The sequence below is a fragment of the Aliirhizobium sp. YIM B11859 genome, from assembly GCF_057163345.1.
In genome coordinates, this window is sequence record NZ_JBXHAY010000004.1 from 475,530 (window position 1) to 498,557 (window position 23,028).

Annotated in this window: 20 protein-coding genes; 7 read left to right on the top strand and 13 right to left on the bottom strand. The window is 59.8% G+C overall.

Annotation, left to right across the window (positions count from 1 at the left end; translation table 11 throughout):
- Window positions 1–18: 18 nt before the first annotated feature.
- From AC2GXZ_RS18685 to AC2GXZ_RS18725, 9 genes are all read right to left on the bottom strand, one after another.
- Window positions 19–681 carry a response regulator gene (locus tag AC2GXZ_RS18685; protein ID WP_483760689.1) on the bottom strand — a complete coding sequence of 221 codons (663 nt, stop codon included), beginning with the start codon at window positions 679–681 and terminating at the stop codon, window positions 19–21.
- Window positions 678–2,078 carry a sensor histidine kinase gene (locus AC2GXZ_RS18690; RefSeq protein ID WP_483760690.1) on the bottom strand — a complete coding sequence of 467 codons (1,401 nt, stop codon included), beginning with the start codon at window positions 2,076–2,078 and terminating at the stop codon, window positions 678–680. The genes AC2GXZ_RS18685 and AC2GXZ_RS18690 overlap by 4 nt, the downstream gene beginning before the upstream one ends.
- Window positions 2,079–2,287: 209 nt before the next feature.
- Window positions 2,288–3,637, bottom strand: coding sequence for an LLM class flavin-dependent oxidoreductase (locus AC2GXZ_RS18695; protein WP_483760691.1), 1,350 nt, complete (start codon window positions 3,635–3,637; stop codon window positions 2,288–2,290).
- 29 nt (window positions 3,638–3,666) lie between these two features.
- Window positions 3,667–4,419, bottom strand: coding sequence for a histidine utilization repressor (gene hutC / locus AC2GXZ_RS18700; protein ID WP_483760692.1), 753 nt, complete (start codon window positions 4,417–4,419; stop codon window positions 3,667–3,669).
- A complete protein-coding gene (locus AC2GXZ_RS18705) occupies window positions 4,416–5,207 on the bottom strand; it encodes an amino acid ABC transporter ATP-binding protein (protein ID WP_483760693.1) in 792 nt (263 codons plus the stop codon). The genes hutC and AC2GXZ_RS18705 overlap by 4 nt, the downstream gene beginning before the upstream one ends.
- A complete protein-coding gene (locus tag AC2GXZ_RS18710; RefSeq protein WP_483760694.1) occupies window positions 5,204–5,872 on the bottom strand; it encodes an amino acid ABC transporter permease in 669 nt (222 codons plus the stop codon). Before AC2GXZ_RS18710 ends, AC2GXZ_RS18705 begins: the two co-directional genes overlap by 4 nt.
- Complete coding sequence (locus AC2GXZ_RS18715) at window positions 5,869–6,510, bottom strand: amino acid ABC transporter permease (RefSeq protein ID WP_483760695.1); 642 nt, start codon at window positions 6,508–6,510, stop codon at window positions 5,869–5,871. Before AC2GXZ_RS18715 ends, AC2GXZ_RS18710 begins: the two co-directional genes overlap by 4 nt.
- 93 nt (window positions 6,511–6,603) lie before the next feature.
- The gene (locus AC2GXZ_RS18720; protein WP_483760696.1) at window positions 6,604–7,431 is read right to left on the bottom strand and encodes a transporter substrate-binding domain-containing protein; all 828 of its coding nucleotides are present in this window, start codon (window positions 7,429–7,431) and stop codon (window positions 6,604–6,606) included.
- A gap of 207 nt (window positions 7,432–7,638) precedes the next feature.
- Window positions 7,639–8,805: a LysR family transcriptional regulator gene (locus tag AC2GXZ_RS18725; RefSeq protein ID WP_483760697.1), complete on the bottom strand. Its 1,167-nt coding sequence runs from the start codon at window positions 8,803–8,805 to the stop codon at window positions 7,639–7,641.
- A gap of 132 nt (window positions 8,806–8,937) precedes the next feature.
- Here AC2GXZ_RS18725 and AC2GXZ_RS18730 point away from each other — a divergent pair, with 132 nt between their 5' ends.
- Genes AC2GXZ_RS18730 through AC2GXZ_RS18745 form a run of 4 tightly spaced genes read left to right on the top strand, consistent with a single transcriptional unit; the run spans window position 8,938 to window position 14,340 of the window.
- Window positions 8,938–10,320, top strand: a complete 1,383-nt coding sequence (locus AC2GXZ_RS18730; protein ID WP_483760698.1) for a dihydroorotase — start codon at window positions 8,938–8,940, stop codon at window positions 10,318–10,320.
- A complete protein-coding gene (locus tag AC2GXZ_RS18735) occupies window positions 10,317–11,567 on the top strand; it encodes a Zn-dependent hydrolase (RefSeq protein ID WP_483760699.1) in 1,251 nt (416 codons plus the stop codon). The genes AC2GXZ_RS18730 and AC2GXZ_RS18735 overlap by 4 nt, the downstream gene beginning before the upstream one ends.
- An 11-nt stretch (window positions 11,568–11,578) precedes the next feature.
- Window positions 11,579–12,667, top strand: a complete 1,089-nt coding sequence (locus AC2GXZ_RS18740; protein WP_483760700.1) for a DUF917 domain-containing protein — start codon at window positions 11,579–11,581, stop codon at window positions 12,665–12,667.
- An 11-nt stretch (window positions 12,668–12,678) separates the two neighbouring features.
- Window positions 12,679–14,340, top strand: coding sequence for a urocanate hydratase (locus tag AC2GXZ_RS18745; protein ID WP_483760701.1), 1,662 nt, complete (start codon window positions 12,679–12,681; stop codon window positions 14,338–14,340).
- Between the two features lie 27 nt (window positions 14,341–14,367).
- On the opposite strand, the gene AC2GXZ_RS18750 is transcribed toward AC2GXZ_RS18745, so the two are convergent.
- The 4 genes from AC2GXZ_RS18750 to AC2GXZ_RS18765 all read right to left on the bottom strand — a co-directional run bounded on the left by AC2GXZ_RS18750 (window position 14,368) and on the right by AC2GXZ_RS18765 (window position 18,736).
- Entirely contained in the window at window positions 14,368–15,291 is a 924-nt protein-coding gene (locus AC2GXZ_RS18750) for a pseudouridine-5'-phosphate glycosidase (protein WP_483760702.1), read from the bottom strand.
- Window positions 15,279–16,418, bottom strand: coding sequence for a carbohydrate kinase family protein (locus tag AC2GXZ_RS18755; protein WP_483760703.1), 1,140 nt, complete (start codon window positions 16,416–16,418; stop codon window positions 15,279–15,281). Before AC2GXZ_RS18755 ends, AC2GXZ_RS18750 begins: the two co-directional genes overlap by 13 nt.
- Window positions 16,419–16,482: 64 nt before the next feature.
- Window positions 16,483–17,481 (bottom strand): phosphogluconate dehydrogenase (NAD(+)-dependent, decarboxylating), encoded by a 999-nt coding sequence (gene gnd, locus AC2GXZ_RS18760; protein ID WP_483760704.1) that lies wholly within the window; start codon window positions 17,479–17,481, stop codon window positions 16,483–16,485.
- A gap of 130 nt (window positions 17,482–17,611) precedes the next feature.
- Window positions 17,612–18,736 carry an anhydro-N-acetylmuramic acid kinase gene (locus AC2GXZ_RS18765; protein ID WP_483760705.1) on the bottom strand — a complete coding sequence of 375 codons (1,125 nt, stop codon included), beginning with the start codon at window positions 18,734–18,736 and terminating at the stop codon, window positions 17,612–17,614.
- A gap of 373 nt (window positions 18,737–19,109) precedes the next feature.
- On the opposite strand from AC2GXZ_RS18765, the gene repA reads away from it, so the two are divergent.
- The 3 genes from repA (at window position 19,110) to repC (ending at window position 22,899) form a co-directional block, all read left to right on the top strand.
- Window positions 19,110–20,375: a plasmid partitioning protein RepA gene (repA, locus tag AC2GXZ_RS18770; RefSeq protein WP_483760706.1), complete on the top strand. Its 1,266-nt coding sequence runs from the start codon at window positions 19,110–19,112 to the stop codon at window positions 20,373–20,375.
- Window positions 20,376–20,397: 22 nt separating this feature from the next.
- A complete protein-coding gene (gene repB / locus AC2GXZ_RS18775; protein WP_483760707.1) occupies window positions 20,398–21,468 on the top strand; it encodes a plasmid partitioning protein RepB in 1,071 nt (356 codons plus the stop codon).
- 225 nt (window positions 21,469–21,693) lie between these two features.
- Window positions 21,694–22,899, top strand: coding sequence for a plasmid replication protein RepC (gene repC, locus AC2GXZ_RS18780; RefSeq protein ID WP_483760708.1), 1,206 nt, complete (start codon window positions 21,694–21,696; stop codon window positions 22,897–22,899).
- Window positions 22,900–23,028 lie beyond the last annotated feature (129 nt).

Consider the following 23,028-nt stretch of genomic DNA (forward strand, 5'->3'; position numbering starts at 1 on the left):
CAGGCGGCACGGCGATCTTTACGCGACGGGGCGGATGGAGCCTTTTCTGACGGCGTCGTTCCAGGCGATGGCGGCGGCCGTTCTGTTGCTGACATCGAGCTTGGCGAAAATTCGCGTCATGTGATGTTTCACGGTCTTTTCATGCAGGTCGAGTTCGACAGCGATCGATTTGTTGCTCAGCCCGGCGGCGGCAAGCTCCAAGACCTCGCGTTCGCGCGTCGTCAGATCGCGCATGCCGGCGATCTGTTCCGAAACTTCTGGGGTTGCCGGTTCTGACAGCAGCTTGGCCGATAACGAAGGGGCGACATAACCTTCGCCGGCTGCAATCGAATGAAGGATCTCGGCTAGCGATGTGGAGCCGATACCCTTCAGTACGTAGCCCTTGGCGCCATCCTGCAGGGCACGTCGAATGTCGTCGCTGGTCTCCGACACCGTGAGCATGACGATATTCTGGCTGGGGCGCTCGGTAAGAATCGGAGCAATGGCGTCCAACCCGCCGCCCGGCATCGAGATGTCCATCAACAGGATATCGGGCTGATGGCGCTGGACGATGCTGATTGCATCGTCGCGGCTTCCGCCTTCAGCAACGATGTCGAAACCAAGTTCGGTGAGCGTACGCGTCACACCCTCCCTGAATAATGGGTGATCGTCACATACGGCGACCCGCAGATCATTCATCAAGATTTCTCCGTTTCACTCATCCTGAGCGACATCGTCACCTTCGTACCTGCCGTGTTTGACAGGATTGCAAATTCGCCGCCAAGGCTTTCGATCCGCTCGCGCAGTCCGGCAATACCGAGGCTTGTGGGCTTTACGGAGGCAGGGTCGAAACCTGGCCCTCTGTCGACGACGCAGACGGCCACGCAACCGTCTTCCAAACGTTGCGAGACCTGCTGACCAGCCCCAGCAGCGTGTTTGAAACCGTTGTTCAAGGTTTCCTGTACGAACCTGTAGATACAGATTTTTTCGGCCGTGGACGGCTGCCAGTCCGTCGTCGACAATGACAGATCAACCTTGATGCCGGTTTGGTCCCGGTAGCGGTGTACGGCCAGCAAGATGATCTCATTCAGGGCTGCCGTTTCGATTTCGGGAAGGATCAGGTCATTGCAGATGCTGCGGATCTCGCGCATGGCCTCCTGCAGGCTCATCTTGATGGAGGCGACTTCCGCCTCGCGTTTTTCCGGAAAAGATCTGGCGCCGAGCATGGCCGGGCTATCTATCCGCAATGATGCATAAGCGATGAGCTGAGCCGGACCATCATGGAGGTCGGCACCGAGCCGCCTCAGGAAACGTTCGTTGAGTGCCGCCGTTCGCTGGCTCGCCTTGTGGGCGCGTTCGTGCAGCGTCCGGTTCTGTTTGAGAAGCTGGGACAGTTCGCCGACCCGGGTATTGAGCTGGCCTCGTTGAAGCTCGATCAGGCGGCTGCCCCGCAGGACGACAAGCCAGAGCAGCGCGAAGATCGCGGCGATTACCGCAGCAACGGCAAGCCAGGCACGAAGCCTGGCGCTATGAAGGCTGCGTTCGAAATCTGTCGCCACTTCGTAGAATTCCGAAACGGCCACTACCTCGCCTGACCAGGGCTGCAATATCGGATTGTAGATTTCAAGAAGCGGCGGCGGAGCATCGCCCAAGGCTGCAGCTTCCTCCGGGTCGATCTGGTTGAACTCCGATACCATATGGCCGGCAAAAGCCGTCTTGAGGTTTTCGCTCGGCGGTCGTTTTCGGCCCATCAGCCTTTTATCGTTGGCGTAGAGGATGGTTCCGTCCTTGCGCCACAGACGGAAAGAGACGAGACGACGGCCAAGGGCGCCCTGGGAGAGCGTTTCGTCGAGCGCCCGTTCGATCGATCCGTCGAGCTTCTCGGTGGTCGTCATGTCCGGCAGGATCGGGGCGATTATGCTGTCGACGTAAAGTGCCGTCGAGGCGGCGGAATTTCGGGTGACGGCTTCTTCGATCAGGCTCGCGACGAAGGCACCCACAAGCATCGTGGCGATGATCGACACGAGCCCGCCGGCCAGCAGAAACTGCCGGGCGAGCGACTGTCCGTTCCAATGGGCAACAAGGTTGGGCAGGCGCACGAAAGCCTCGGTGGGTGCAATAGACGTATGTAATTAAGGCTCGGCTTCAAAGCGTCAATGGCAATTTCCGGCCTATCCAGAGGTCAATTGGCAGGGGAGGCTTTTTACTGCGGAGACAATGCCGATGTTCGACCGCGGGGTGATAAACCTTGCACGATTTCAAAAAAAAAGCATCCGGAGCGACCCGGACGCTTTTTCTGTTGCGGCATTCAGACTGTACGCGCTGCCGTATAGCGGTTCACGGGCGTCGATAGGCCGAGGTTTTCTCGTAGTGTTGATCCCTCGTATTCTTCGCGGAAAAGCCCGCGCCGACGCAATTCCGGCACGACCAGTTCGACGAAATCGGTGAGGCTTGCCGGAAGCGTCGGGAACATCAGGATGAACCCGTCCGCCGCACGCGCCTCGAACCACTCCTCCATGAAATCGGCAATTTCTTTCGGTGTGCCGGTGATCCCGTTGCCGGTGCTCTTTTCCGCGTAGTGGCGGATCAGGTGGCCGAGCGTATGCCCCTGCCGGATAAAATCGGTCAACTCTTCGAACAACGCCTTGGAACCCTTGGGCTGCTGCGGCAGGCGCTCCATGGGAAAAGGCGCGTCGAGTGCGGCGCCGGAGAGATCTGTTTCGAGAAATTCGCCAAGCATCCAGCGACCAACATCAGGGTGCAGGTTGTCGATGAGGAAATCGACCTTGGCCTGCGCCTCGGCCCTGGTCTCGCCGACATTGATGACGATCCCCGGCATCATCTTCAGATCATCCTGCCTGCGGCCGTATTTCTCCATCCGCCCTTTGACGTTGCGGTAGAACGCGCCGTTGCGCTCGATGCTGGAGGCGAGGCTGAAGACGATCTCGGAGGTCCGGGCTGCGAGCTCCATCCCCGCTTCCGAGCCGCCGGCCTGGGCAATGACGGGACGGCCCTGCGGCGTCGAAGCGATGTTCAGCGGGCCGCGAACCTGAAAATGCTTGCCCTTGTGATCGAGCGTATGCAGCTTGTCCTTGTCGTAATAGATGCCGCTTTGGCGATCGAGCAACAAAGCATCCTGTTCGAAACTATCCCACAGGCCGAAGACGACGTCGACAAACTCCTCGCCGCGCTCGTAGCGGATAGCATGGGGATCAAGTCCCTGGCGATTGAAATTGTAGCCGGTTTCGTCATGATCGGAAGTGACGACGTTCCAGCAGGCGCGGCCACCGCTCAGGTGATCGATCGACGAGAAGATGCGGGCAATATTGAAGGGTTCGTAATAGCTGGTGGACGCGGTGGCGACGAAGCCCAGCTTTTCCGTCATCGCCGCCAGTGCGGTAATGAGTGTCAGCGGTTCAAATCGGTTCATCTTGGTCGGGGACCGGGAAAGAGCTTCCGCGTCGCCGATCGCGGCCGCCGGAGAATCCGCCACGAACATGAAGTCGAGTTTTGCCGCTTCTGAGACGCGGGCGACGTTGAGAAGATGGTCTATTCGGTTGGCGCCGTTGACGTCTGCGGCGGGATGAAGCCAGCTCGCCGGATTGAATCCGAATGTATAGACGAAGGTTCCAAGCTTCAGTTTGTCTTCGCGGGCCATGGCCTGCCGCCTCCTCTGTGTTTCGTCGTTCAGCTTGCCTGTGAGGGCGTGAAGCGGGCGGTGAGTGTATGGCTTCCACCGGGATAGGTCAGGCGCACCGTTGTGACGGACTGGTCGAGCCGCCAGGTCTGCCGTTCGACAACCATCACCGGGCTCCCAGGCGCGATCTGCAGATGAGATGCCTCGGTCGTGTCGGCGCCGCGCGCGTCGATACGATGCTCGGCGGCGCTCCAGGGCACGTGATCAAGCAACCATGGACCCGGCGACAGAATTTCGAATGTTTCGGCCTCGGCTTCGGGCACGACATCGAGATTGATCAGCCGTTGCTCGATGCAGAAAGGTGTGTCGTCGGCATAATGCAGGCAGGTGACATCGGCGATGGTCTTCTTGCGGGAAAGGCCTAGCCGTTCGGCTTCCTGCCGGTCCGCCGACCTGATATTTCGCGCCAGAATGCAATGGCTATATGTTTTGCCTGCGGTCTTGACCTCCTCGCGGATGTCGTAAATTTCGAGAATGGCGCTTTGTGCCTTCTGCGGCAGTACCACGCTACCGATCTTGCGCCGGCGCTGTACAAGGCCGGCACGCGCCAGTTGCGTCACCACTTTGTTGACGGTCATGCGGGAGCATTCGTATTGCAGGGCCAGCAACTGCTCGGACGGCACCTTATGGCCCGGAGGCCAGCGGCCGGTCAGGATGTTCTGCTCAATCTCGGAGAGGATCCGCTGATGAAGCGAGACCGGTGCCTCCGATGCACTGCTGACCGTGACCGCTGCCTCACTCATGCGAGCATGCTGGCTCCCCTGTCGAGATAGGTATCGAGGAACTGCTCCAGCCGCGGAGGGCGCGGCTTGGCGAAAAGCTCTGCCGGCGGACCGGAAAACAGCAACCGGCCATGATCAAGAAAGCTGATCTGCTGGCCGACACTTGCGGCAAAACCAATCTCGTGGGTAACGACCACCATGGTCATGCCTTCGGAAGCCAGGTCGCGCATGACGTTCAGAACTTCGCCGGTCAATTCCGGGTCGAGCGCCGATGTCGGTTCGTCGAACAGCATGATCTTCGGTTCGAGTGCCAGTGCGCGGGCGATCGCCACACGTTGCTGCTGGCCGCCGGAAAGCTGGGAGGGGTAGTGGCCTGCGCGGTTTTCCAGACCAACCTTCTTCAACTGCGCCATGGCGCGGTCCTCTGCCTCAGCCTTCGGCACCTTGCGAACGATCTTCAGCGCCTCTGCGACATTGCCGAGCGCCGTCATATGTGGCCACAGATTGAACTGCTGGAAGACCATGCCGGTCTTGGCGCGCACGGCGCGGACCTGTGCTGCCGGCAATCGTTCACGACGTCCGTCCGCATCCTCGAAAAAGCCGAGTGCCTCGCCGTTGATGGTGATCATGCCGCTGGTCGATTCCTCGAGATAGGCAAGGCAACGCAACAGCGTGCTCTTGCCGGAGCCGGAAGGACCGATCAGGCAGGAAACCTTGCCTTCGGGAATATCGAGATTGATGTCCTGCAGCACGGTGGTTTCCCCGAACCGCTTGACGAGTTTGCGGATGGCGATAGCGGGTAGGGTCATGCTTTTGAAAACCTCAATCGGGAAAGACGCTTCTCGGCCTTGCGGCCAAGCCGGTCGGTCAATTCAACGATGATCCAATAGGTGACGGCGAGCACGAAGATCGCCTCCAGGAAGGCGTATTGCTGCGAGCCGATGGCGCTGACCGTGGCGGTCAGTTCCGGCACGGTGATGATCGACAGCACGGCGGACTCCTTCAACAGGATGATGGCGAGATTGACCGCGGGCGGCAGGACGATCAGCGCCATTTCCGGGATCTGGATGCGGCCGATGGTCTGCAACCGTGTCATGCCGAGGCATTCGGCGGCTTCCACATGGCCGACCGGTACCGATCCGTAACCGGCCCGGAAAACCTCGCTGTAATAGGCGGCGCTGTAGACCGTTAGGCCGATCAGGCCGCACGGTATGGGGTCCAGCATAAGACCGACGAACGGGCCGCCGTAATAAAGAAGGAAGATCTGGATCAGGAACGGCGTGCCACGCAATACTTCCACGACAGTGCCGAGCGTTGCGTTGACGATCGTTCCGCCGAACCGGCGGGCTGTCGCCACGATGAACCCGACGAACACGCCGGCAATTACACCGGCGACCCAAAGCCAAAGGGTGACGAAGAGGCCGCTGCCGATTTCCGGCAATTTGTCGATGATGACCTGCGGATCGAACATCATGCCATTGTTCCCTTCAGGGACTTTTCGGCATAACGGCCGGCAAGCGCGATCGCGGAATTGATGACGAAGTAGATGAGCGCGGCACTGGCAAAAATCGGGATCGGCTGGTAGGTGCTGGAGGATAGATCCTGGGCCATCTTGGTAATCTCGATGATGCCGACGACGGATACGAGTGATGATGACTTGAGGATCATGATCGCCTCGTTGACCAGTGCCGGAAACGTCAGCCTGAGGGCAATCGGTATGCGGATGCGGATAAACGTCTGGACACCGTTGAATCCGGCCACATCTGCAGCCTCGATCAGGCCGCGCGGGACGCTTTCGAAGCCGCCACGCAGATTTTCTGCCTGATAGGCGGCAGTGCAGAGCGACAGGCCGACGATGGCTGCGACGATGCCTGGGACATTAATGCCGATCACGGGCAGAAGCGTGTAGATCAAAAGAAGCTGGACCAGTAGCGGAACGCCGCGGAAAAAGCTGATGAACAGCCGCGCAGGAAGGATGTAGATCGACTTTCCGGATTGAAGCGCGGCCGATAGCAGCATGGCGATCAGGAAGCCGATCGCGATCGACACGAGGCTGATGCCAAGCGTCGAGAGTGCTGCCTCAAGCAGAAGCGTAAAAAGTTTCAGCGTCATCGGCTACGCATCACGTGTCATCGGCGCTCGGTAACCGGCGCCATGAAGGAGGAAGGGGATGCGCCCTGCGCACCCCCGGCGTGACGAACAGGCTCAGAATGCCGGATCAGGGACGGAGTCCGGCGTGTCGAAGGCGGTGCCGAACCACTTTTCCTGCAGCTTGGCCAGCCGACCATCCTTCTTCATCGCGATGACCTCATTGTCGATATAATCGACAAGCGTCTTGTGATCGTCGTCCTTGGTGCCGATGAAGCCGAAATAGGTCTTCTTGCCGAAGGCCGGGGTTACCACTTCGAAGGCGCCGTTGCGCTGCTTGGCAACGAAAGCGATGTTCGGCAGCGAGTTGGCGACGGCAACAACGCGACCGGCGGCGAGGTCCGCATAGGCATCGTTGAAGGACACGTATTCGCGGACATTGACCTTTTCCGGCAGCGTTGCCGAATATTCCTGAAGCTGCGCGAGCTGTGCGGTCGCCTTGCCGACGCCGACGGCCTTTCCGGCAATGTCGGCGGGCTTGGTGATCGAGCTGTCACCGGCCTTTTTGAGGATCGCGACTGAAGCTTCGGCGATCGGGGCTGTCATGCGGTAACGCGCGATACGGGCCTTGGTGATCGTCGCCGGACCGGCGACGACATCGAACTTGCCAGCTTCAAGGCTCGGCAGAACGCTGTCCCACGGCAGTTCGACCCATTCGATCTTGACGCCAAGATCCTTGCCGAGCGCTTCGAAGAAGTCGACGTTGAGCCCCTTGTGCTCACCGGCATCGATGAAATCGAAGGGAGCGAAGGCGGTTTCCGTTCCGACCTTGAGAACGCCGGCTGCCTTGACCTTGGCAAGCACGTCTTCGGCATGGGCCGAGAGCGATGTCGTCAACAGCATGGCGCCGACGGCCGCGGCCTTCATCAGTTGTCTCTTGAGCATTGGTGATTTCTCCGCTTTGTACTATTCTGTTATCCGCAATGCGGCTGTTCCCATTCATGCGTCGGCAGGTTTGTCCTGCCCTTCTCATTTTGACTATACAAATTACCTATGTTCTTTGCTTGGTCAACTAGGGGGCACTGGTGATTTTTTAATCGCATCGAAGGCACGTGGGGCTGGATGTGCGGATTATTCGGGTCTGCGAGCGAATTAATCGTGTCCGAGGATTTCCCCGACCGTTTTTGCTACTTTATCCAGGGACGCTTCCCGTCTCCAGGCCAATGCAAGTGGCATATCATAACGAGGCGGCAGCGGAAGGGAGGCGACATGCGCTTCCATTCCAAGGATCGCCGAGCGCGGCAAGAGCGACAGATAACCGTGATCGACCACCAGATTGGCGATGACCGGTATCGAATCGATTTCCACCACATTGAGGCCGGCGCGCTGCTCGACTGTCAGCAGATCATCGGCAAGCATGCCGAATTTCTGTCTCAAGCCGCTCTTGAGGCTTGGCAGGGCGAGACGTGCAGAGACGAGCAGCTTGCCGATATCGCCATGACAGGCCTGTACGATATCCGGCGATCCGACGAGAGCAAGCGGCGACCGTGAGATGATGTTCCGGGCGAGCGGATCTGGGATTTCCTCGGTATCGAGCAAGACCAGATCATGCTGGCGCCGGTCGAGACCGGTCAGCAGTTCGTCGGCGCTGCTGCTCGATATATAGAGCGCCGAGCGCGGCTGGAGCCGAGGCCATTCGGCCGCCAGTGCGGCCAGATCGACGGCAATCTGGCTCTCCCATCCCAGCGGCGTGACGGCACCCAGCCGGATGCGGCGGCCCGTCTGGCGAAAACGTTCGTCCGATTGCTCCGACATATGCCGCCAGAGGGTGCAGAGTTTCTGCGAAACGACCAGGGCGACCGCCCCCTCTTTGGTGAAGGTCACACCGGATGCCGATCTTTCGAGAAGCGTGGTGCCGATCTGTTTCTCCAGTGCATTGATCTGACGGGTCAATTGCGGCTGCCCCATGCCCAGTTCATTGGCAGCCGCGCGTATGCTGCCGGTACGCCCCACGATGGTGAAACGGGACAATGCGAGCAGCGACGCGGCGGGCATGGATGTTGCTGTCCGTTTTCCGAGACCGGCCAGTTGATCCACCAGATCGGCTGCGTCTTTCAGTTGGTGATTGATGCGGCGCCCTTCCAGTGTCGGCATCAGTCGGCTGCCGGCCTTGCTGGTGAGCGGGATCGCCAGATGTGTCTGGACACGTGACAACGCACCCGAAACGGTTGCTGCAGGCCGTTGAAGCACACGCGCGGCCTGTCTGACATTGCCGAGCGACAGAACGTGATGAACGATGACCAGCGTCGCAGTATCCAAGGGAGATCTTTCACATTCCGTGCGACCGCCAGCGGATGACGATCGTTCGAGATATGGGATATCCCGGACAACGGTAAAATTCCATACAGTCGCTGAAGAAGCGGAAGCTTGGCAAACGGCAGGAGGGAAGGCATGTCGGATTTCGACCTTGTTCTCAAAGGCACGCTGGTTCTGCCGGATCGTATGGTCCCAGGCGGTTTCGTTGCCGTCCGCGACGGGTTGGTTGCCGAGATCGGACAGGGCGCGATCCCATCGGCAAGGGAGAGCCACGATCTGGGCGCCTCGCTTATTTTGCCTGGTGCGATCGACGCGCAGGTGCACTCGCTGTCGCAGAAAAACCAGGAGGACTTCATCTGGTCGACGCGCTCGGCGGCGGCAGGTGGCGTTACAACGATCGTCGACATGCCCTATGACGAGGGCAATCTCGTCTGTTCTGCACAAGCCGTGCGCAGCAAGATCGCCCACGCAGGCGAGCAGGCGCGCGTTGACTTCGCGCTCTACGGGACTGTCGATCCGCAGGAAGGCGCAAGGCGTATTCTCGAACAGGTCGAAGCCGGTGTTGCCGCCTTCAAGTTCTCGACTTTCGGTACCGATCCCAAACGCTTTCCGCGCATTTTCGCACCATTGATGGCCGAATGTTTTGCGACGATCGCGCCGACCGGACTGACGGCCGGCGTGCACAACGAGAACGACGAATATGTCCGCTGGGCGATGGAGAAGGTGAAGGCGTCGGGCATTACCGATTACCGCGCCCATGAAATGTCGCGTCCGCCGCTGACCGAACTTCTTGCGATGACCGAGATCTATGAGATCGGTGCAGCAACGGGCTGCCCGGCACATGTGGTCCATTGTTCGCTCGGCCGCGGTTACGAAATCGCTGCTGGCTATAGGGCGCAGGGGCATCGGGCGACTGTGGAATGCCTGATCCACTATCTGACACTGGATTGCGATACCGATGCGAAGCGGCTCGGCGGACGCTCGAAATGCAACCCACCCATTCGTCCGCGGGCCGAAGTGGAAAAGCTCTGGCGACATCTGGTGGCCGGCAATGTCACGCTGCTCTCCACCGATCACGTCAGCTGGTCGCTCGACCGCAAGACCAACCCGGACATGCTGGCCAATGCATCCGGCCTGCCGGGGCTTGAGGCGATGATGCCGTTATTCGTCAAGGGTGCGCTGGAACGCGGCGTGCCGCTCACATGGGCGGCGAAGCTGATGGCCCGCAATCCTGCCCGGCATTTCCGGATTGACCATATCAAGGGCGCGCTCGAAGTGGGCAAACATGCCGATATTGCCGTGCTGACAAGGGAGGAGCATGTCTTTGACGCGTCGAAGACCGGCAACAATGTCGTCGGCTGGTCGCCCTATGACGGAATGATCTTGCCTTACAAGGTGGCTGGAACCTATCTTCGCGGGGTACTCGCCTATGACGGATCGAAAGTGCTTTCCGAGCCCGGCTCCGGCCGCTTCGTCCGTCCTCCCGCCAGCCATTCGTTGCAGGACAATACCGTATGAAATCCAATATTGCCGTCAATGCCGATCGGATCGCCGCTGACATCGACGCCCTTGCCGCCATTACCGAACCCGACAAGCCCTGGACGCGCCGCGCCTTTACCCCGATGTTTCTGAAGGGGCGCGCCTATGTCGAGAGAGTTTTTCGCGAGGCGGGCCTGGAAACCCGTATCGATGCTGCTGGAAACCTGATCGGTCACCGCAAGGGCAGCGTCGACGGCAAGGGCACGCTGATGCTCGGCTCGCATAGCGACACTGTGCCGAATGGTGGACGTTTCGACGGAATTGCCGGTGTCATCGCGGGGCTGGAAGTGGCGCGGGCATTGCGTGATGCCGGCATTGAATTGCAGCACGATCTGGAAATCACCGATTTCCTTGCAGAGGAAGTGTCGATCTTCGGGGTCTCCTGTATCGGCAGCCGTGGCATGATCGGCGTGCGCCCAGACGAATGGCTGGAGCGCATGGCCGACGCAGGTGAAGGGCGGATCGATCTTGCGGAAGGTATCCGCAGCGTCGGCGGTGACCCGGCGCAGGCGGGCGGCCGAACCGATATCAAGGCCTTCCTTGAACTTCATATCGAACAGGGAACGGTGCTGGAAAGCGAAAAAGTCGATATCGGCATCGTCGGTGCGATCACCGGCATTTCCCGCTTCGAGATATTGATCGAGGGGCGTGCCGACCATGCCGGGACAACACCAATGAATTCCCGTTACGACGCGCTGGGGGCGGCGTCCTGCGTCGTGCTCGGGATCGAACGAATTGCCAGGAAATTGGCGCTTGGTCCGAGCTATTTTGCCGGCACGGTCGGCGAATTCTCGATGGAGCCGAACGCGGCCAATGTTGTGCCCTCGCATGTCCGCATGCTGATCGATGCCCGTGCGGTCGATCCAAGCGTTATGGACGAATTCGTCGCTTCGGTTTCTGTCTTGTGCGCCGAGACGGCCGCCGAGCGGCGCGTGACAATCGCCGAACCGCGCAGGGTATCCAATGCCGCGCCGACGCCAATGTCCGAGATGATGACCGATCTTCTTACATCATGTGCTGCCCGTATTGGCGCGACCACCCGTCCGATGGTGTCGGGCGCTGGCCATGACGCCGCCTTCCTGTCCAAGGTTGCGCCGGCAGCGATGATCTTCATCGCCAGCAAGGATGGCCGCAGTCACGCTGCGGAGGAATGGTCGGAGAATGACGCGATCACGCTCGGCGCAGCCGTTCTTTACGAGACGGTTCTCGATCTGGACCAGAAATAGGGAGAAACAGCATGGGCCGCATATTGACGGAAAAGGATGTCGAGGCTGCGGTCCTTGGAGGATCGGTTTACGCCGCTGGCGGCGGCGGATGGTCGGATCATGGCCGCATGCTGGGATATGCGGCTGTCTCGATCGGTAAACCTGAACTGATCAGCATCGACGAACTCGATGACAATGACTGGGTTGCGACAGCCGCCGCAATCGGCGCACCGGCCTCGACCACCGCCTGGGAAATGCAGGGCGTCGATTACGTAAAGGCAGTGCAGCTTTTGCAGGACGCGTTGGGAGAAAAGGTCTCGGCGCTGATGATCGGCCAGAACGGCAAGTCGTCGACGCTGAATGGCTGGCTGCCGTCTGCCATCCTCGGCACCAAGGTGCTGGATGCGGTGGGGGACGTCCGCGCCCATCCAACCGGTGACATGGGATCGATCGGCATGGCAAATTCGCCGGAGCAGATGATCCAGACTGCGGTCGGCGGCAATCGCGCCGAAAACAGCTATATCGAACTGGTCATCCGCGGTGCGACAGCCAAGGTCTCGCCGGTGCTGCGCACGGCATCCGATATGTCCGGCGGCTTCATTGCCTCCTGCCGCAATCCGCTCCGCGCCTCCTATGTTCGGCGGCATGCGGCGCTTGGCGGAATCAGCCTGGCGCTGACGCTCGGGGAAGCGATCATCCAGGCTGAAGCGAAGGGTGGTCACGCGATCATCGATGCAATCGTCAAGGTCACGGGCGGCGCAATCATTGCCGAGGGCGAGGTGACCGCCAAGACGGTCGTCTATACCAAGGAAGCTTTCGACGTCGGCACGCTGACGGTCGGGCGTGGCGACAAGGCGGTGACCATGCATGTGATGAATGAATATATGGCCGTGGACGACGCCAGTGGAAACCGGCTCGCCACTTTCCCCGACATTATCGCGACGCTGTCACCCGAAGGAGAGCCGATGAGTGTCGGCCAGCTTAAGGTCGGCATGTCAGTGTTTCTCTTGCATGTGCCGAAGACGATCATTCCGTTGTCGTCGAGCGTCAAGGACCCGTCCGTCTATCCGATCTGCGAGAAAGCGCTCGGGATCAGCATCGCCGATTACGCGCTGGCCTGAGGAGAGCCGTTATGCCGAAGCCCAATCCGCGTCATCCGAACTTTCCGATCCCCGGCGGGCCAGAATTGCGTGCCAGAGGGTGGCGGCAGGAGGCACTTCTCAGGCTTCTCGAAAACGTCCTTTCGGTCGGCGAGGACCCGGATAACCTCATCGTCTATGCCGCGCTCGGCAAGGCTGCGCGAAACTGGGCGGCACATCAGGCGATCGTCAAGGCGCTGAAGACGATGGACGAGGACCAGACACTGATCATCCAGTCCGGCAAGCCGGTAGGACTGCTCAGGACCCATGCCAGGGCGCCGCTCGTCATCATGGCCAACTGCAACATCGTCGGCCAATGGGCGAAGGCGGAATATTTCTACGATCTTCAGGAAAAGGGGCTGATCTGCTGGGGCGGGCTGACGGCCGGTGCCTGGCAGTATATCGGCAGCCAGGGGGTCATCCAGGGCACCTATGAGATCTTCATGCGGATAGCCGCAAAACGTTTCGGCGGCACGCTTGCCGGTCGTTTTGTTCTGACTGCGGGTCTCGGAGGCATGGGCGGAGCACAACCGCTAGCCGGCCGGATGGCGGGGGCCGCCATCCTCGTGGTCGATATCGATCCCGAGCGGGTGACCAAGCGCAAGGCGATCGGCTTTCTCGACGAGGTGGCACCGGATCTCGATGCCGCACTTGCCATGATCGATGCGGCAGTGACCGAAAAACGTGCGGTCTCGATAGGTCTCGTCGGGAATGCTGCGGATATCTATCCGCAGATCGTCAAACGCGGCATCGTCCCGGATATCGTCTCCGACCAGACTTCAGCGCATGATCTCGTCTACGGCTATGTGCCGAAGGGCATGAGCCTTGAAGAGGTCCGCCGGTTGCGCAAGGAAGGGCAGGGACAGTTGATGGCGGCAAGCCGTGCCTCGATAGCCGATCATGTCCGCGCGATGCTGACCCTGCAGGAAAAGGGCGCCGAGGTGTTCGATAATGGCAATCTGATCCGCACGCAGGCCAAGCAAGGTGGCGTTGAAAACGCCTTCGATATCCCGATCTTCACCGAAGCCTATCTGCGACCGTTATTCTGCCAGGCGATCGGTCCGTTCCGCTGGATGGCCTTGTCCGGTGAAGAGAGCGATATCACCCGGATCGATGATCTCGTGCTCGATCTTTTTCCGGATAATTACATCGTTACCAATTGGATTAGGCTGGCGCGGGAGAATGTACCCTTCGAAGGGCTTCCGGCGCGTATCGCCTGGCTCGGCCATGGGGAGCGCACGAAGTTGGCGCTCGCGGTCAACGAGCTGGTGGCGAAGGGTGAACTCAAGGGACCTGTCGCCTTCTCGCGTGATCACCTCGATGCTGGCGCGATGGCGCATCCAAACATCATGACAGAGAATATGAAGGATGGATCTGATGCCATTGCAGACTGGCCGTTGATCGATGCCATGACGCTCTGCGCGTCGATGGCCGATCTCGTCGTCATCCATTCGGGTGGCGGCGGGTATGCCGGTTATATGACGAGCGCCGGCGTGACGATCATTGCCGATGGTACGGAAGCTGCCGCCGAGCGGCTCGAAATGGCGATCACCAACGATACGTCGCTCGGCATCATTCGTTATGCCGATGCAGGTTATGACGAGGCGGTTGCTGCGGCCGAACAAGGCGCGGTCCCGCACATCAAATTGAGCTGAGGCTGCCGTCAGGCAGCCTCATTCTCGTCATGCCTTTTTCAGTGCGGAATAGGCGACAGCCATTTTGGCGGCGAGCATCGCGTTGTTCTTCACCAGCTCGATATTGGCTTTGAGGCTTTCGCCCTTGGAAAGCTCGTTGATGCGGGCAAGCAGGAACGGCGTCAGCTCCTTGCGGCCTATACCGCGCTCTTCGGCTTCCCGTACCGCATCGGTAATCGTCCCGTCGATGAATTCCGGTGTCAGTGCTGCAGCCTCCGGAATGGGATTGGCAATCAGCAGGCCGGTACCGGTGCCGAACTGGTGATGCAGCCACATCGCCTTGGCGATTTCTGCGGCGCTATCCAGGCGGTGGTCGGCCTTGTAGCCGCTCTTGCGGGTGAAGAAAGCCGGGAAATCCTCGGTGCCATAGGCGATCACAGGCACGCGTTGGGTTTCCAGATATTCCAGCGTCTTGGCAATATCGAGGATGGACTTTACCCCGGCACAGACAACGGCCGTTTTCGTCCGGCCGAGTTCTGTCAGGTCAGCGGAAATATCGAAAGTGTGTTCCGCGCCGCGATGTACGCCGCCGACGCCGCCGGTGGCGAAGATCTCAATGCCGGCAAGCTCGGCAAGCAGCATGGTCGCCGAGACGGTCGTGCCGGCGGTCTGGCCGCGCACCATGGCGACGGCGAGGTCACGGCCGGAAGCCTTGACGACATTTTTCGCCTGGGCGAGCGTTTCGAGTTCTTCGGGCTCAAGGCCGGCCCGCAACTCGCCGTCGATCACAGCAATGGTTGCCGGCACCGCGCCATTGGCGCGCACGACATCTTCGACTGCCTTTGCCGTCGCAAGATTGGCGGGATAGGGCATGCCATGGGTGATGATCGTTGACTCGAGCGCAACGACCGGGCCGCCTTTGGTAATTGCGTGGGAGACTTCATTGTTGAGCTTGGGCTTCAGGAACTGCATGTCGGGGTATCCTTTCCAATGGCGAACCTGTGCCGGTTGGCCTCTATCAGTTCGGCAGACAGGCCGGGATGCACGCTTGATGCGCATTCCGTGGTGAGTGTGGCTGCAAGCGCGCCAATCCGCGCCGCATCGAAAACGTCGTCGCCTTCGAGAAGGCGATGGAGGGTCGCCGCAATCATCGCGTCGCCGGCGCCCGTCATGTCGATCGGCTCTGCCTTTACAGCCGAGACGAAAGCGGTGCCTTCAACCCCGGCGACCGCCATGCCATGCGCGCCGGAGGAAACCACGGCCATGCCCGCGCCGGCGTGTTTTAAAGCCACCGCGGCTTTGACAGCCTGATCCGGCGTGTGTGCAAAGGACTGGCCGAGCAGCGCATTGGCCTCGTCAATGTTCATGAAAAGGAGGTCGATGCCGCTCAGATCTTTCGGCAGGCGTGCCGCCTTGTGGGTTGAGACGGTGTCGATTGCCAGCCGGCAGGTAGCACCTTTCCGCCGATTGATCAGCGTCGAAAGAGCCTCGGTGGAGAGGTTGCAGTCGGCGAAAATCCAGCTGGCGGCGGCAAGATGTGGCCAGGCCCGCTCGATATGATCCGGCTGGAAGAGGTCAAAAATGCTCATGTCCGCTATGCCGAGGACGAGGTCCCCCGATGCATCGAGGATGGCCGCATATTCGGCCGTCGGCCGCTCAGACGACGTCACGACCTGGCTGACGTCGACCCCGAGTTCGCGCATGTATTTGAGAAGGGCATGGCCACCATCATCGTCGCCGACGATCGAGATGAAGCCGGTCGAGGAGCCCAGCCGAGCCAGGTTTTCGGCAACGTTGCGAGCCACGCCACCGAGGCTGCGGTTGCTGTCTACCGGATTGGACGTTTCGAGCACGATCTTGGCACGGGCATGATATTTGCGGTCCAGCACTGCTCCGCCGATGCAGATAGCGCGGGCTTCAGACGCCAGCAGATAACCGCGGCCAAGCACATGCCCCTTGCCCATCAACTGGACGATATGAGCTGCAACCGTAGATCTGGCCAGGCCGAGCGCCGTAGCGATCTCCTGCTGCCCGACAAACGGGTTGTTGCGGATCAGCGCAAGGACGGCGGCTTCCTGCGGCGCAAGTGGTTGTGTCATTTGCATGGGCTCCTGATGAACCCATGCAAACTTTTGACTATTGTGTCAACAAAAGTTTATAGCGCTACTTGGCGTGTGGTTTTTCGATGTGACCGCCGAACGCCTTGCGCATCGCCGACAGCATCTTGTTGGCGTAATCGGCGTTGCCCTGGCTATCAAAGCGGCTGAACACGGCAGCCGAGAGAACCGGCACCGGGACGCCCATGTCGATCGCCGCCTTCATCGTCCAGCGGCCTTCGCCCGAATCCGACACCCGACCACCGAAGCTGCTGAGCGACGGGTCTTCTTTTACCGCTTCGGCTGTCAGATCCAGGAGCCACGAGCCGATGACGCTGCCGTGGCGCCAGACTTCGCTGATGGCCTCGATATCCATGTCGAACTGGTAATAATGAGCGTCAGGGAAGGGAGCCGTTTCGGCATCGGCTTCGCGCTTGGTGCGGCCAATGCCGGCCTGCTTCAACACGTTGAAGCCTTCAGCATAGGCCTGCATCATGCCGTATTCTATGCCATTATGGACCATCTTGACGAAGTGGCCGGCGCCGCTCGGACCGCAATGGAGATAACCGCGTTCCGCTGGGCGAAGCGAGGGATCGAGATCGGCGCCGGGGGCCAGCGCCGCAAAGATCGGATCAAGATGCTGGACGGCATTGTCAGGCCCGCCGATCATCAGGCAAAAGCCGCGGTCGAGACCCCAGACGCCGCCGCTCGTGCCGACGTCGACATAGGCAATGCCCTGTTCGGCAAGCTTGTCGCTGTGGTCGACCGCATCACGATAGTTGGAGTTTCCGCCGTCGATGATGATGTCGCCCGGCTGCATGAAAGCGGCCAGTTTCTCGACGATGGCAGGCGTGATCGCAGCCGGCAGCATGATCCAGACGGCGCGCGGAGGCGTCAATTTGTCGAGAAACTGTTCGATCGATGAAATCCCGATCGCACCTTCGTCGACAAGCGTCTGAACCGCCGCTGGGTTGACGTCATAGGCAATGCATTCATGGCCCGCGCGCATCAGCCGCCTTGCCATATTGCCGCCCATGCGGCCCAGTCCCATCATTCCGATCTGCATATTCAAGCCTCTCGACGCAGTTGAGAATCGTCAGGAAACTAGGACGATGTGTCGCAGGCCTCAAGTTCTTTAAATCGATTTATTTTTCATAGCCGGGGAATGTCCCATCGTGTCGCTGGAATGTGAACGATTATGACGGGTATGTGGCAATTTTTCCGCCGGTTTGCGCTGTCGCAACACCGGTTGTCGTCGGAAAACTGATCGGCAATCCTCGTAATGAGCGCACCGCAAGGAAGGCGAAACACTCGGCCTCGACGGCATCTCCACGCCAGCCGAACATATCGGCCGAGACCGCTTCCACCCGTGCCCGGCTTGCCAGCATCTTCATGATTGTGGGGTTGTGCCGGCCGCCGCCGCTGACGATCAATCGCGTCGGTCGCCGTGGCAGAAGATCGAGCGCCTTGCCGACCGCAGAGGCGGTGAAGGCCGAAAGGGTTGCCGCCCCATCGGCGGCAGGAAGACCTTCGGCCATGGTGGAAGTGAAATCGAAACGGTCCAGAGACTTCGGGTAGGACGCGGTCAGATAGGGATGTTGCAGCAGGCGTTCGAGCCGCTGCTCGTCAACGGTGCCCGAAGCGCCAAGTGTCCCGTCGCGGTCCATCTCGCCAAGGCCGCGCTCCTTGATGAAGTCATTGAGCGGGGCGTTTGCCGGCCCGGTATCGAACGCGACCAGGACATCCTTGCCGTCCCACCACGTAATGTTACCGACGCCGCCGAGATTGAGGATTGCGCTGTCGCCGCTCGGATCGACCCCGTGCAGCAGTGCTGCGTGATAGATGGCAGCAAGCGGCGCGCCTTGGCCGCCGGCACGCACATCGGCAGTGCGAAAGTCATACGCAACTTTGGCGCCAAGGATGTCGGCCATCAGCTGCCCATCTCCTAGCTGCCGCGTATTGCCCAACCTTTCACGTGTCGGTGCCCGATGTAGGACGGTTTGTCCGTGGAAGCCGACAATGCCGATATCGTTCATCGACAACCCGGCCTCAGCGACGAGTTGCTGTACTGCACTGGCTTGGCCACGGGTGAGAGCTTCTTCGGCTTCGACGAATATGGTGGGTTCCGGTCCTTCGAAGTTCCATATCCGGGCTTGCTGGAGGGTCTCTTCCAGCAGACGACGGGTTTCCGCCGGATAGGGGACCAACCTGTAGGGGCCGAACATGTCGACTCTCTCGCCATCAGTCTTCAGCAGTGCGACGTCGATATTGCCGTCGAGTACGGTCCCGGTCATCAGGCCGACTGCCCAGATTGGCTCCATTTCATTATCTCCCATACCGCAAGCCCAACGAATCAAATGCATGGCTATACTGTCTCCGATGCAGCGGAGGGAGCAACGCTGGCCAGGCATTCAGTTTCCTGAACGCCGTTAATGGCCGTTTTCTGGCCATTGTCGCCTGCCGGCGGGCAGGTCTAGAGAAATCCCTTGACGCGACTCGCACATCCGTTCAGTTTTGTAACGGTTATAAGCGGATATCTTGCTTTTCGGCGTAACCAAGTCGTCCCGATGTTAATTCGGTTCCGGGGCGTATGGGGCTGGCAATTTCGCTTTGTCTGTCAATGTTCTTTCGCATCCGCGGTCCATGATCGCGGTCGCTAAAGTCGCGTGGACGGGCATCAAGGAGAGAACGGGAATGGCCGCATCGGCTAACAAATCGAATTCGCCGAAGGGCGGAGGCCTTCCAGAGGCGCGGCAGCTCGCCGACGAGGCGATCGCGCGGGATGCGCGTGCCCTTTCGGAGCAGCTGAAAGCGATGCGGGAACGGTTGTTTCCGCCGCTTTCCAGCAAGACCCTGCGTAGCTTTTCGTCCGGCGAAGCCGCCAAGCTTATCGGTGTCTCCGACGGTTATCTGCGGCAGCTTTCGCTTGCCGGCGAAGGACCGCAACCGGAGACAGGCGCTGGCGGGCGGCGGTTCTATTCGCTGACTGATATCAATGCCCTGCGCACGCACCTGGCGGATCAGGCTGTCGCAAAGGGTAACCTGAGCAAGGCGCAGTCCTATTTGCCCCGACGTGATGCTGCACGAAACGAACATATGCAGGTCATCTCTGTCACCAATTTCAAGGGTGGATCAGGCAAGACGACCTCGGCGGCCCACCTGGCGCAATATCTCGCGCTGACAGGGCACCGCGTACTTGCCATCGACCTCGATCCGCAGGCCTCGCTTTCGGCGCTCTTTGGTTATCAGCCGGAACTGGATCTGACCGGCAACGACACGCTTTATGGCGCAATCCGGTACGACGACGAACAGCGTGCGCTCTCGGATGTCATTCGCGGCAGCTATTTCCCCGGACTGGATCTCGTTCCCGGTAATATCGAATTGCAGGAGTTCGAGCATGTGACGCCGCAGGCACTCGCCAACCGGCAGAGCGGAAAGGATAGCGGCCCGCTGTTCTTCGCCCGGATCCAGGCAGTTCTGGCCACGGTGGAACAGGATTACGACGTCGTGGTCATCGATTGCCCACCGCAGCTCGGCTATCTGACGCTGTCGGCTCTCTGCGCATCGACGTCGGTCATTGTCACCGTGCATCCGCAGATGCTGGACGTCGCCTCGATGAACCAGTTCCTGTTCATGACGTCGGACCTTCTGTCCGTGGTGCGTGAGGCGGGCGGCACGCTGAATTTCGACTTTCTGCGTTATCTGGTCACCCGCTTTGAGCCTAATGACGGGCCGCAGGCTCAGATCGTCGGTTTCATGCGATCGCTGTTCGGTGATCGTGTTTTGACTGCGCCGATGCTGAAGTCCACCGCAGTCTCGGATGCGGGTCTGACGAAGCAGACGCTCTATGAAGTCGGCCGGGAGAATTTCACCCGTTCGACCTATGACCGTGCTCTTGAGGCGATGAATGCCGTCAACAGCGAAATTGAAACTCTGATCCATTCGGCCTGGGGCCGATAACCGGGAAGGAGGGCTTCACAAAATGGCAGGCAGCCGGAAAAACGAGTTGAGAGCGCTTTTTGGAGGCGGGCTTGCGCCCGGAGCCGAACCCGCGTCCGAAACGAAGTCGGTGCCAGTTGTTGCGGAAGCCCCCATCCCGCCGCCTGTCTCCACCAATACTATGGGACGGAGTTCTTCCGGCGCGGTCAAAGCCATGGGCCTGTCGCTCAATGCGATGAGCCGCGAGGTTGAAGAAGCCCGAATCCTGCGTCAGGCGATGAGCGAAGGCGAGCAGATCGTTACGATCCATACCGACAGGATTGATTCCTCGTTTGTCGAGGATCGCTTGCGGCTGGACGACGAAGACGACGAAGATCTCGCGACGCTGATCGACAGCATACGGGACAGTGGCCAGCAGGTGCCGGTGCTGTTGCGCCATCACCCGGAAAAGCCTGGCCATTTCCAGACGGCCTATGGCCACCGCCGGATTCGTGCCGCATCGCGGCTCGGCATCGAGGTGAAGGCGATTGTTCGCACACTTTCGAATGACGAGCTTGTTCTGGCGCAAGGCAAGGAAAATGCCGAGCGCCGCAACCTCTCCTTCATTGAGCGAGCGGTGTTTGCCAAGAACCTTGCAACGCATGGTTTCGACCGCAAGGTTATCGGTGATGCGCTGTCTGTGCAGAAGAGCGAACTGTCCCGTCTGTTGCAGGTGGTCGAGACCGTGCCGGACGCAATCATCCGGGCGATCGGTGCGGCTCCGAAGGCCGGACGAGATCGCTGGATGAAACTTGGCGATCTGCTCGCTGCGGCGAATGCCCAGGCATCTGCCGACGAGGAGACGAAAAGCGACGCGTTTCGGATGGCCGGCAGCGACGAGCGCTTCCAACGTGTATTCGATCGGCTTTCGAAGCCGCAAAGAACGACGCGTGCGGAGCCTATGGCGCTAACGGACCGGAATGGCAACGCCTTTGCCCAGATGCGTATCGACGGCAAGACAAGGCGGATCGAATTTGCCGCCGCTGTCGACGCCAATTTCGTCGACGAGGCCGCCAAGGCACTCGTTCAGCAATATAACGCGTTTCTCGTCAAGCCGTCGCGGAAGCGCGGCTAGCAGATGAAAAACGCAGATCAACCGAGCAATAAGGAAAACTGAGAGAGCAAGAAAAAAGGCCCCCAAAACGTCACCGTCCTGGAAGCCCTCTTCAATCTAAGCAGTTCAAGAGAATCACTTCCGATGTCCAAAGTCAAGAGTCGACAGCCATAACGCTGTTTTCGATGCGTTGATTTATGGGTGACGGTGCGCTCCAAAGGCACTTGCCTCCTAATGGAGACGCATATGGTCGAACGAATGGCAACGACGCCTTTTGGCGGCGCGCGATTTTCTGCGCGAAATTTCGCTCTCCAGGCCGAAGTCGAACGCCGGCAGGAAAGCCTGCGCAGTGGCGAAGCGGGAAATTTCAGCGGCAAGGCTGAGAAGTGGCAGCTGATAAGAGCCCTCACGGAGGCACGCGCGCACTACGGTCTTTCCGATCGTTCGATCGTCGTGCTCGAGGCGCTGACGAGCTTTCACCAAGACCGTGAACTGGATGGCAGCACGCCGATCATCGTTTTTCCGTCGAATGTCGAACTCTCGATCCGCTCGCGTGGTATGTCACCGGCAACGCTGCGCAGACACCTTGCCGCTTTGGTCGACGAAGGGTTCATCTTCAGGCGTGACAGCGCCAACGGCAAGCGGTTTTGCCGACGTGACGGCAATGGGCAGGTAGAGGATGCATTCGGTTTCGACCTCGCGCCTTTCGCGCTGCGTGCCGAAGAAATCCTGGCCAGCGCTGAAAAGGCAAGAGAAGAGGCCAAGCGTCTTTCGGTGCTGAGAGCCGAGATAACTGTCCATTTCCGTGATGTTGCGAAGATCATCGAGGCAGCTCTTCATGAGGGGCGTGGAGGGGACTGGATGGAATTCCACGAGCGGCTGGCCGCCCTATCCGTCAAACGTCTGCGTCAGATGCCCCAAACGGATATGGAGCCGTTGTTGGCGCGGCTGGTACGCCTGCGCGCCGAGGTGGAAAACACATATCTCAACGCCTTATCTGAACAAGAAATGAGCGCCAATGAGGTGTTTTCTGAGCGCCATATTCAGAATTCAAAAACAGACCAAAATATTGAATTAAACGGCCGGGATCAAAGTAAGGCGGAGGCAGGCAACGGATCAACAAAGCAGAGGCCTCGAGAGGAGGCGATATCGCTGGACGAGTTCCTCCGTCTATGCCCGCAGATAAGCGAATACGTGAAAGGTGGCATCCATGATTGGCGGGATGTGCTTTCAACTGCGGATCTGGTTCGCTCAATGCTTGGCGTCAGCCCGAGTGCCTGGATTGATGCCCGCCAAGCCATGGGGGATCGCACGGCGGCGATCGTGATTGCGGCAATGCTGGAGAAAGCCGATAGCATCCGGTCCGCAGGTGGTTATCTGCGCGAATTGACCCGCAAGGCTCAAACCGGGCGCTTCTCGGCAAGGCCAATGCTGAATGCCCTGCGAAATTGAGGGAAAGTCGAGCACCCACCTTGTTCAGGTCAAAGGGGGCAGGCAAGAATGAGATGCGGCCCTTCAGGCATTCACAACGGACCTTCTCGGCCATTATGTTGATCGCGGGGCCGAGGGCAGGATGGCTCT

What these genes read in the sequence shown, in the direction of transcription:
- AC2GXZ_RS18695 (WP_483760691.1), bottom strand. Translation starts at nt 3,637, where the DNA reads ATGGCCCGCGAAGACAAACTGAAGCTTGGAACCTTCGTCTATACATTC.
- AC2GXZ_RS18710 (WP_483760694.1), bottom strand. Translation starts at nt 5,872, where the DNA reads ATGATGTTCGATCCGCAGGTCATCATCGACAAATTGCCGGAAATCGGC.
- AC2GXZ_RS18750 (WP_483760702.1), bottom strand. Translation starts at nt 15,291, where the DNA reads ATGCAGTTCCTGAAGCCCAAGCTCAACAATGAAGTCTCCCACGCAATT.
- AC2GXZ_RS18730 (WP_483760698.1), top strand. Translation starts at nt 8,938, where the DNA reads ATGTCGGATTTCGACCTTGTTCTCAAAGGCACGCTGGTTCTGCCGGAT.
- repC (WP_483760708.1), top strand. Translation starts at nt 21,694, where the DNA reads ATGGTCGAACGAATGGCAACGACGCCTTTTGGCGGCGCGCGATTTTCT.
- hutC (WP_483760692.1), bottom strand. Translation starts at nt 4,419, where the DNA reads ATGAGTGAGGCAGCGGTCACGGTCAGCAGTGCATCGGAGGCACCGGTC.
- repA (WP_483760706.1), top strand. Translation starts at nt 19,110, where the DNA reads ATGGCCGCATCGGCTAACAAATCGAATTCGCCGAAGGGCGGAGGCCTT.
- AC2GXZ_RS18765 (WP_483760705.1), bottom strand. Translation starts at nt 18,736, where the DNA reads ATGGAGCCAATCTGGGCAGTCGGCCTGATGACCGGGACCGTACTCGAC.
- AC2GXZ_RS18715 (WP_483760695.1), bottom strand. Translation starts at nt 6,510, where the DNA reads ATGACGCTGAAACTTTTTACGCTTCTGCTTGAGGCAGCACTCTCGACG.
- AC2GXZ_RS18755 (WP_483760703.1), bottom strand. Translation starts at nt 16,418, where the DNA reads ATGACACAACCACTTGCGCCGCAGGAAGCCGCCGTCCTTGCGCTGATC.
- repB (WP_483760707.1), top strand. Translation starts at nt 20,398, where the DNA reads ATGGCAGGCAGCCGGAAAAACGAGTTGAGAGCGCTTTTTGGAGGCGGG.
- AC2GXZ_RS18745 (WP_483760701.1), top strand. Translation starts at nt 12,679, where the DNA reads ATGCCGAAGCCCAATCCGCGTCATCCGAACTTTCCGATCCCCGGCGGG.
- AC2GXZ_RS18740 (WP_483760700.1), top strand. Translation starts at nt 11,579, where the DNA reads ATGGGCCGCATATTGACGGAAAAGGATGTCGAGGCTGCGGTCCTTGGA.
- AC2GXZ_RS18735 (WP_483760699.1), top strand. Translation starts at nt 10,317, where the DNA reads ATGAAATCCAATATTGCCGTCAATGCCGATCGGATCGCCGCTGACATC.
- gnd (WP_483760704.1), bottom strand. Translation starts at nt 17,481, where the DNA reads ATGCAGATCGGAATGATGGGACTGGGCCGCATGGGCGGCAATATGGCA.
- AC2GXZ_RS18720 (WP_483760696.1), bottom strand. Translation starts at nt 7,431, where the DNA reads ATGCTCAAGAGACAACTGATGAAGGCCGCGGCCGTCGGCGCCATGCTG.
- AC2GXZ_RS18705 (WP_483760693.1), bottom strand. Translation starts at nt 5,207, where the DNA reads ATGACCCTACCCGCTATCGCCATCCGCAAACTCGTCAAGCGGTTCGGG.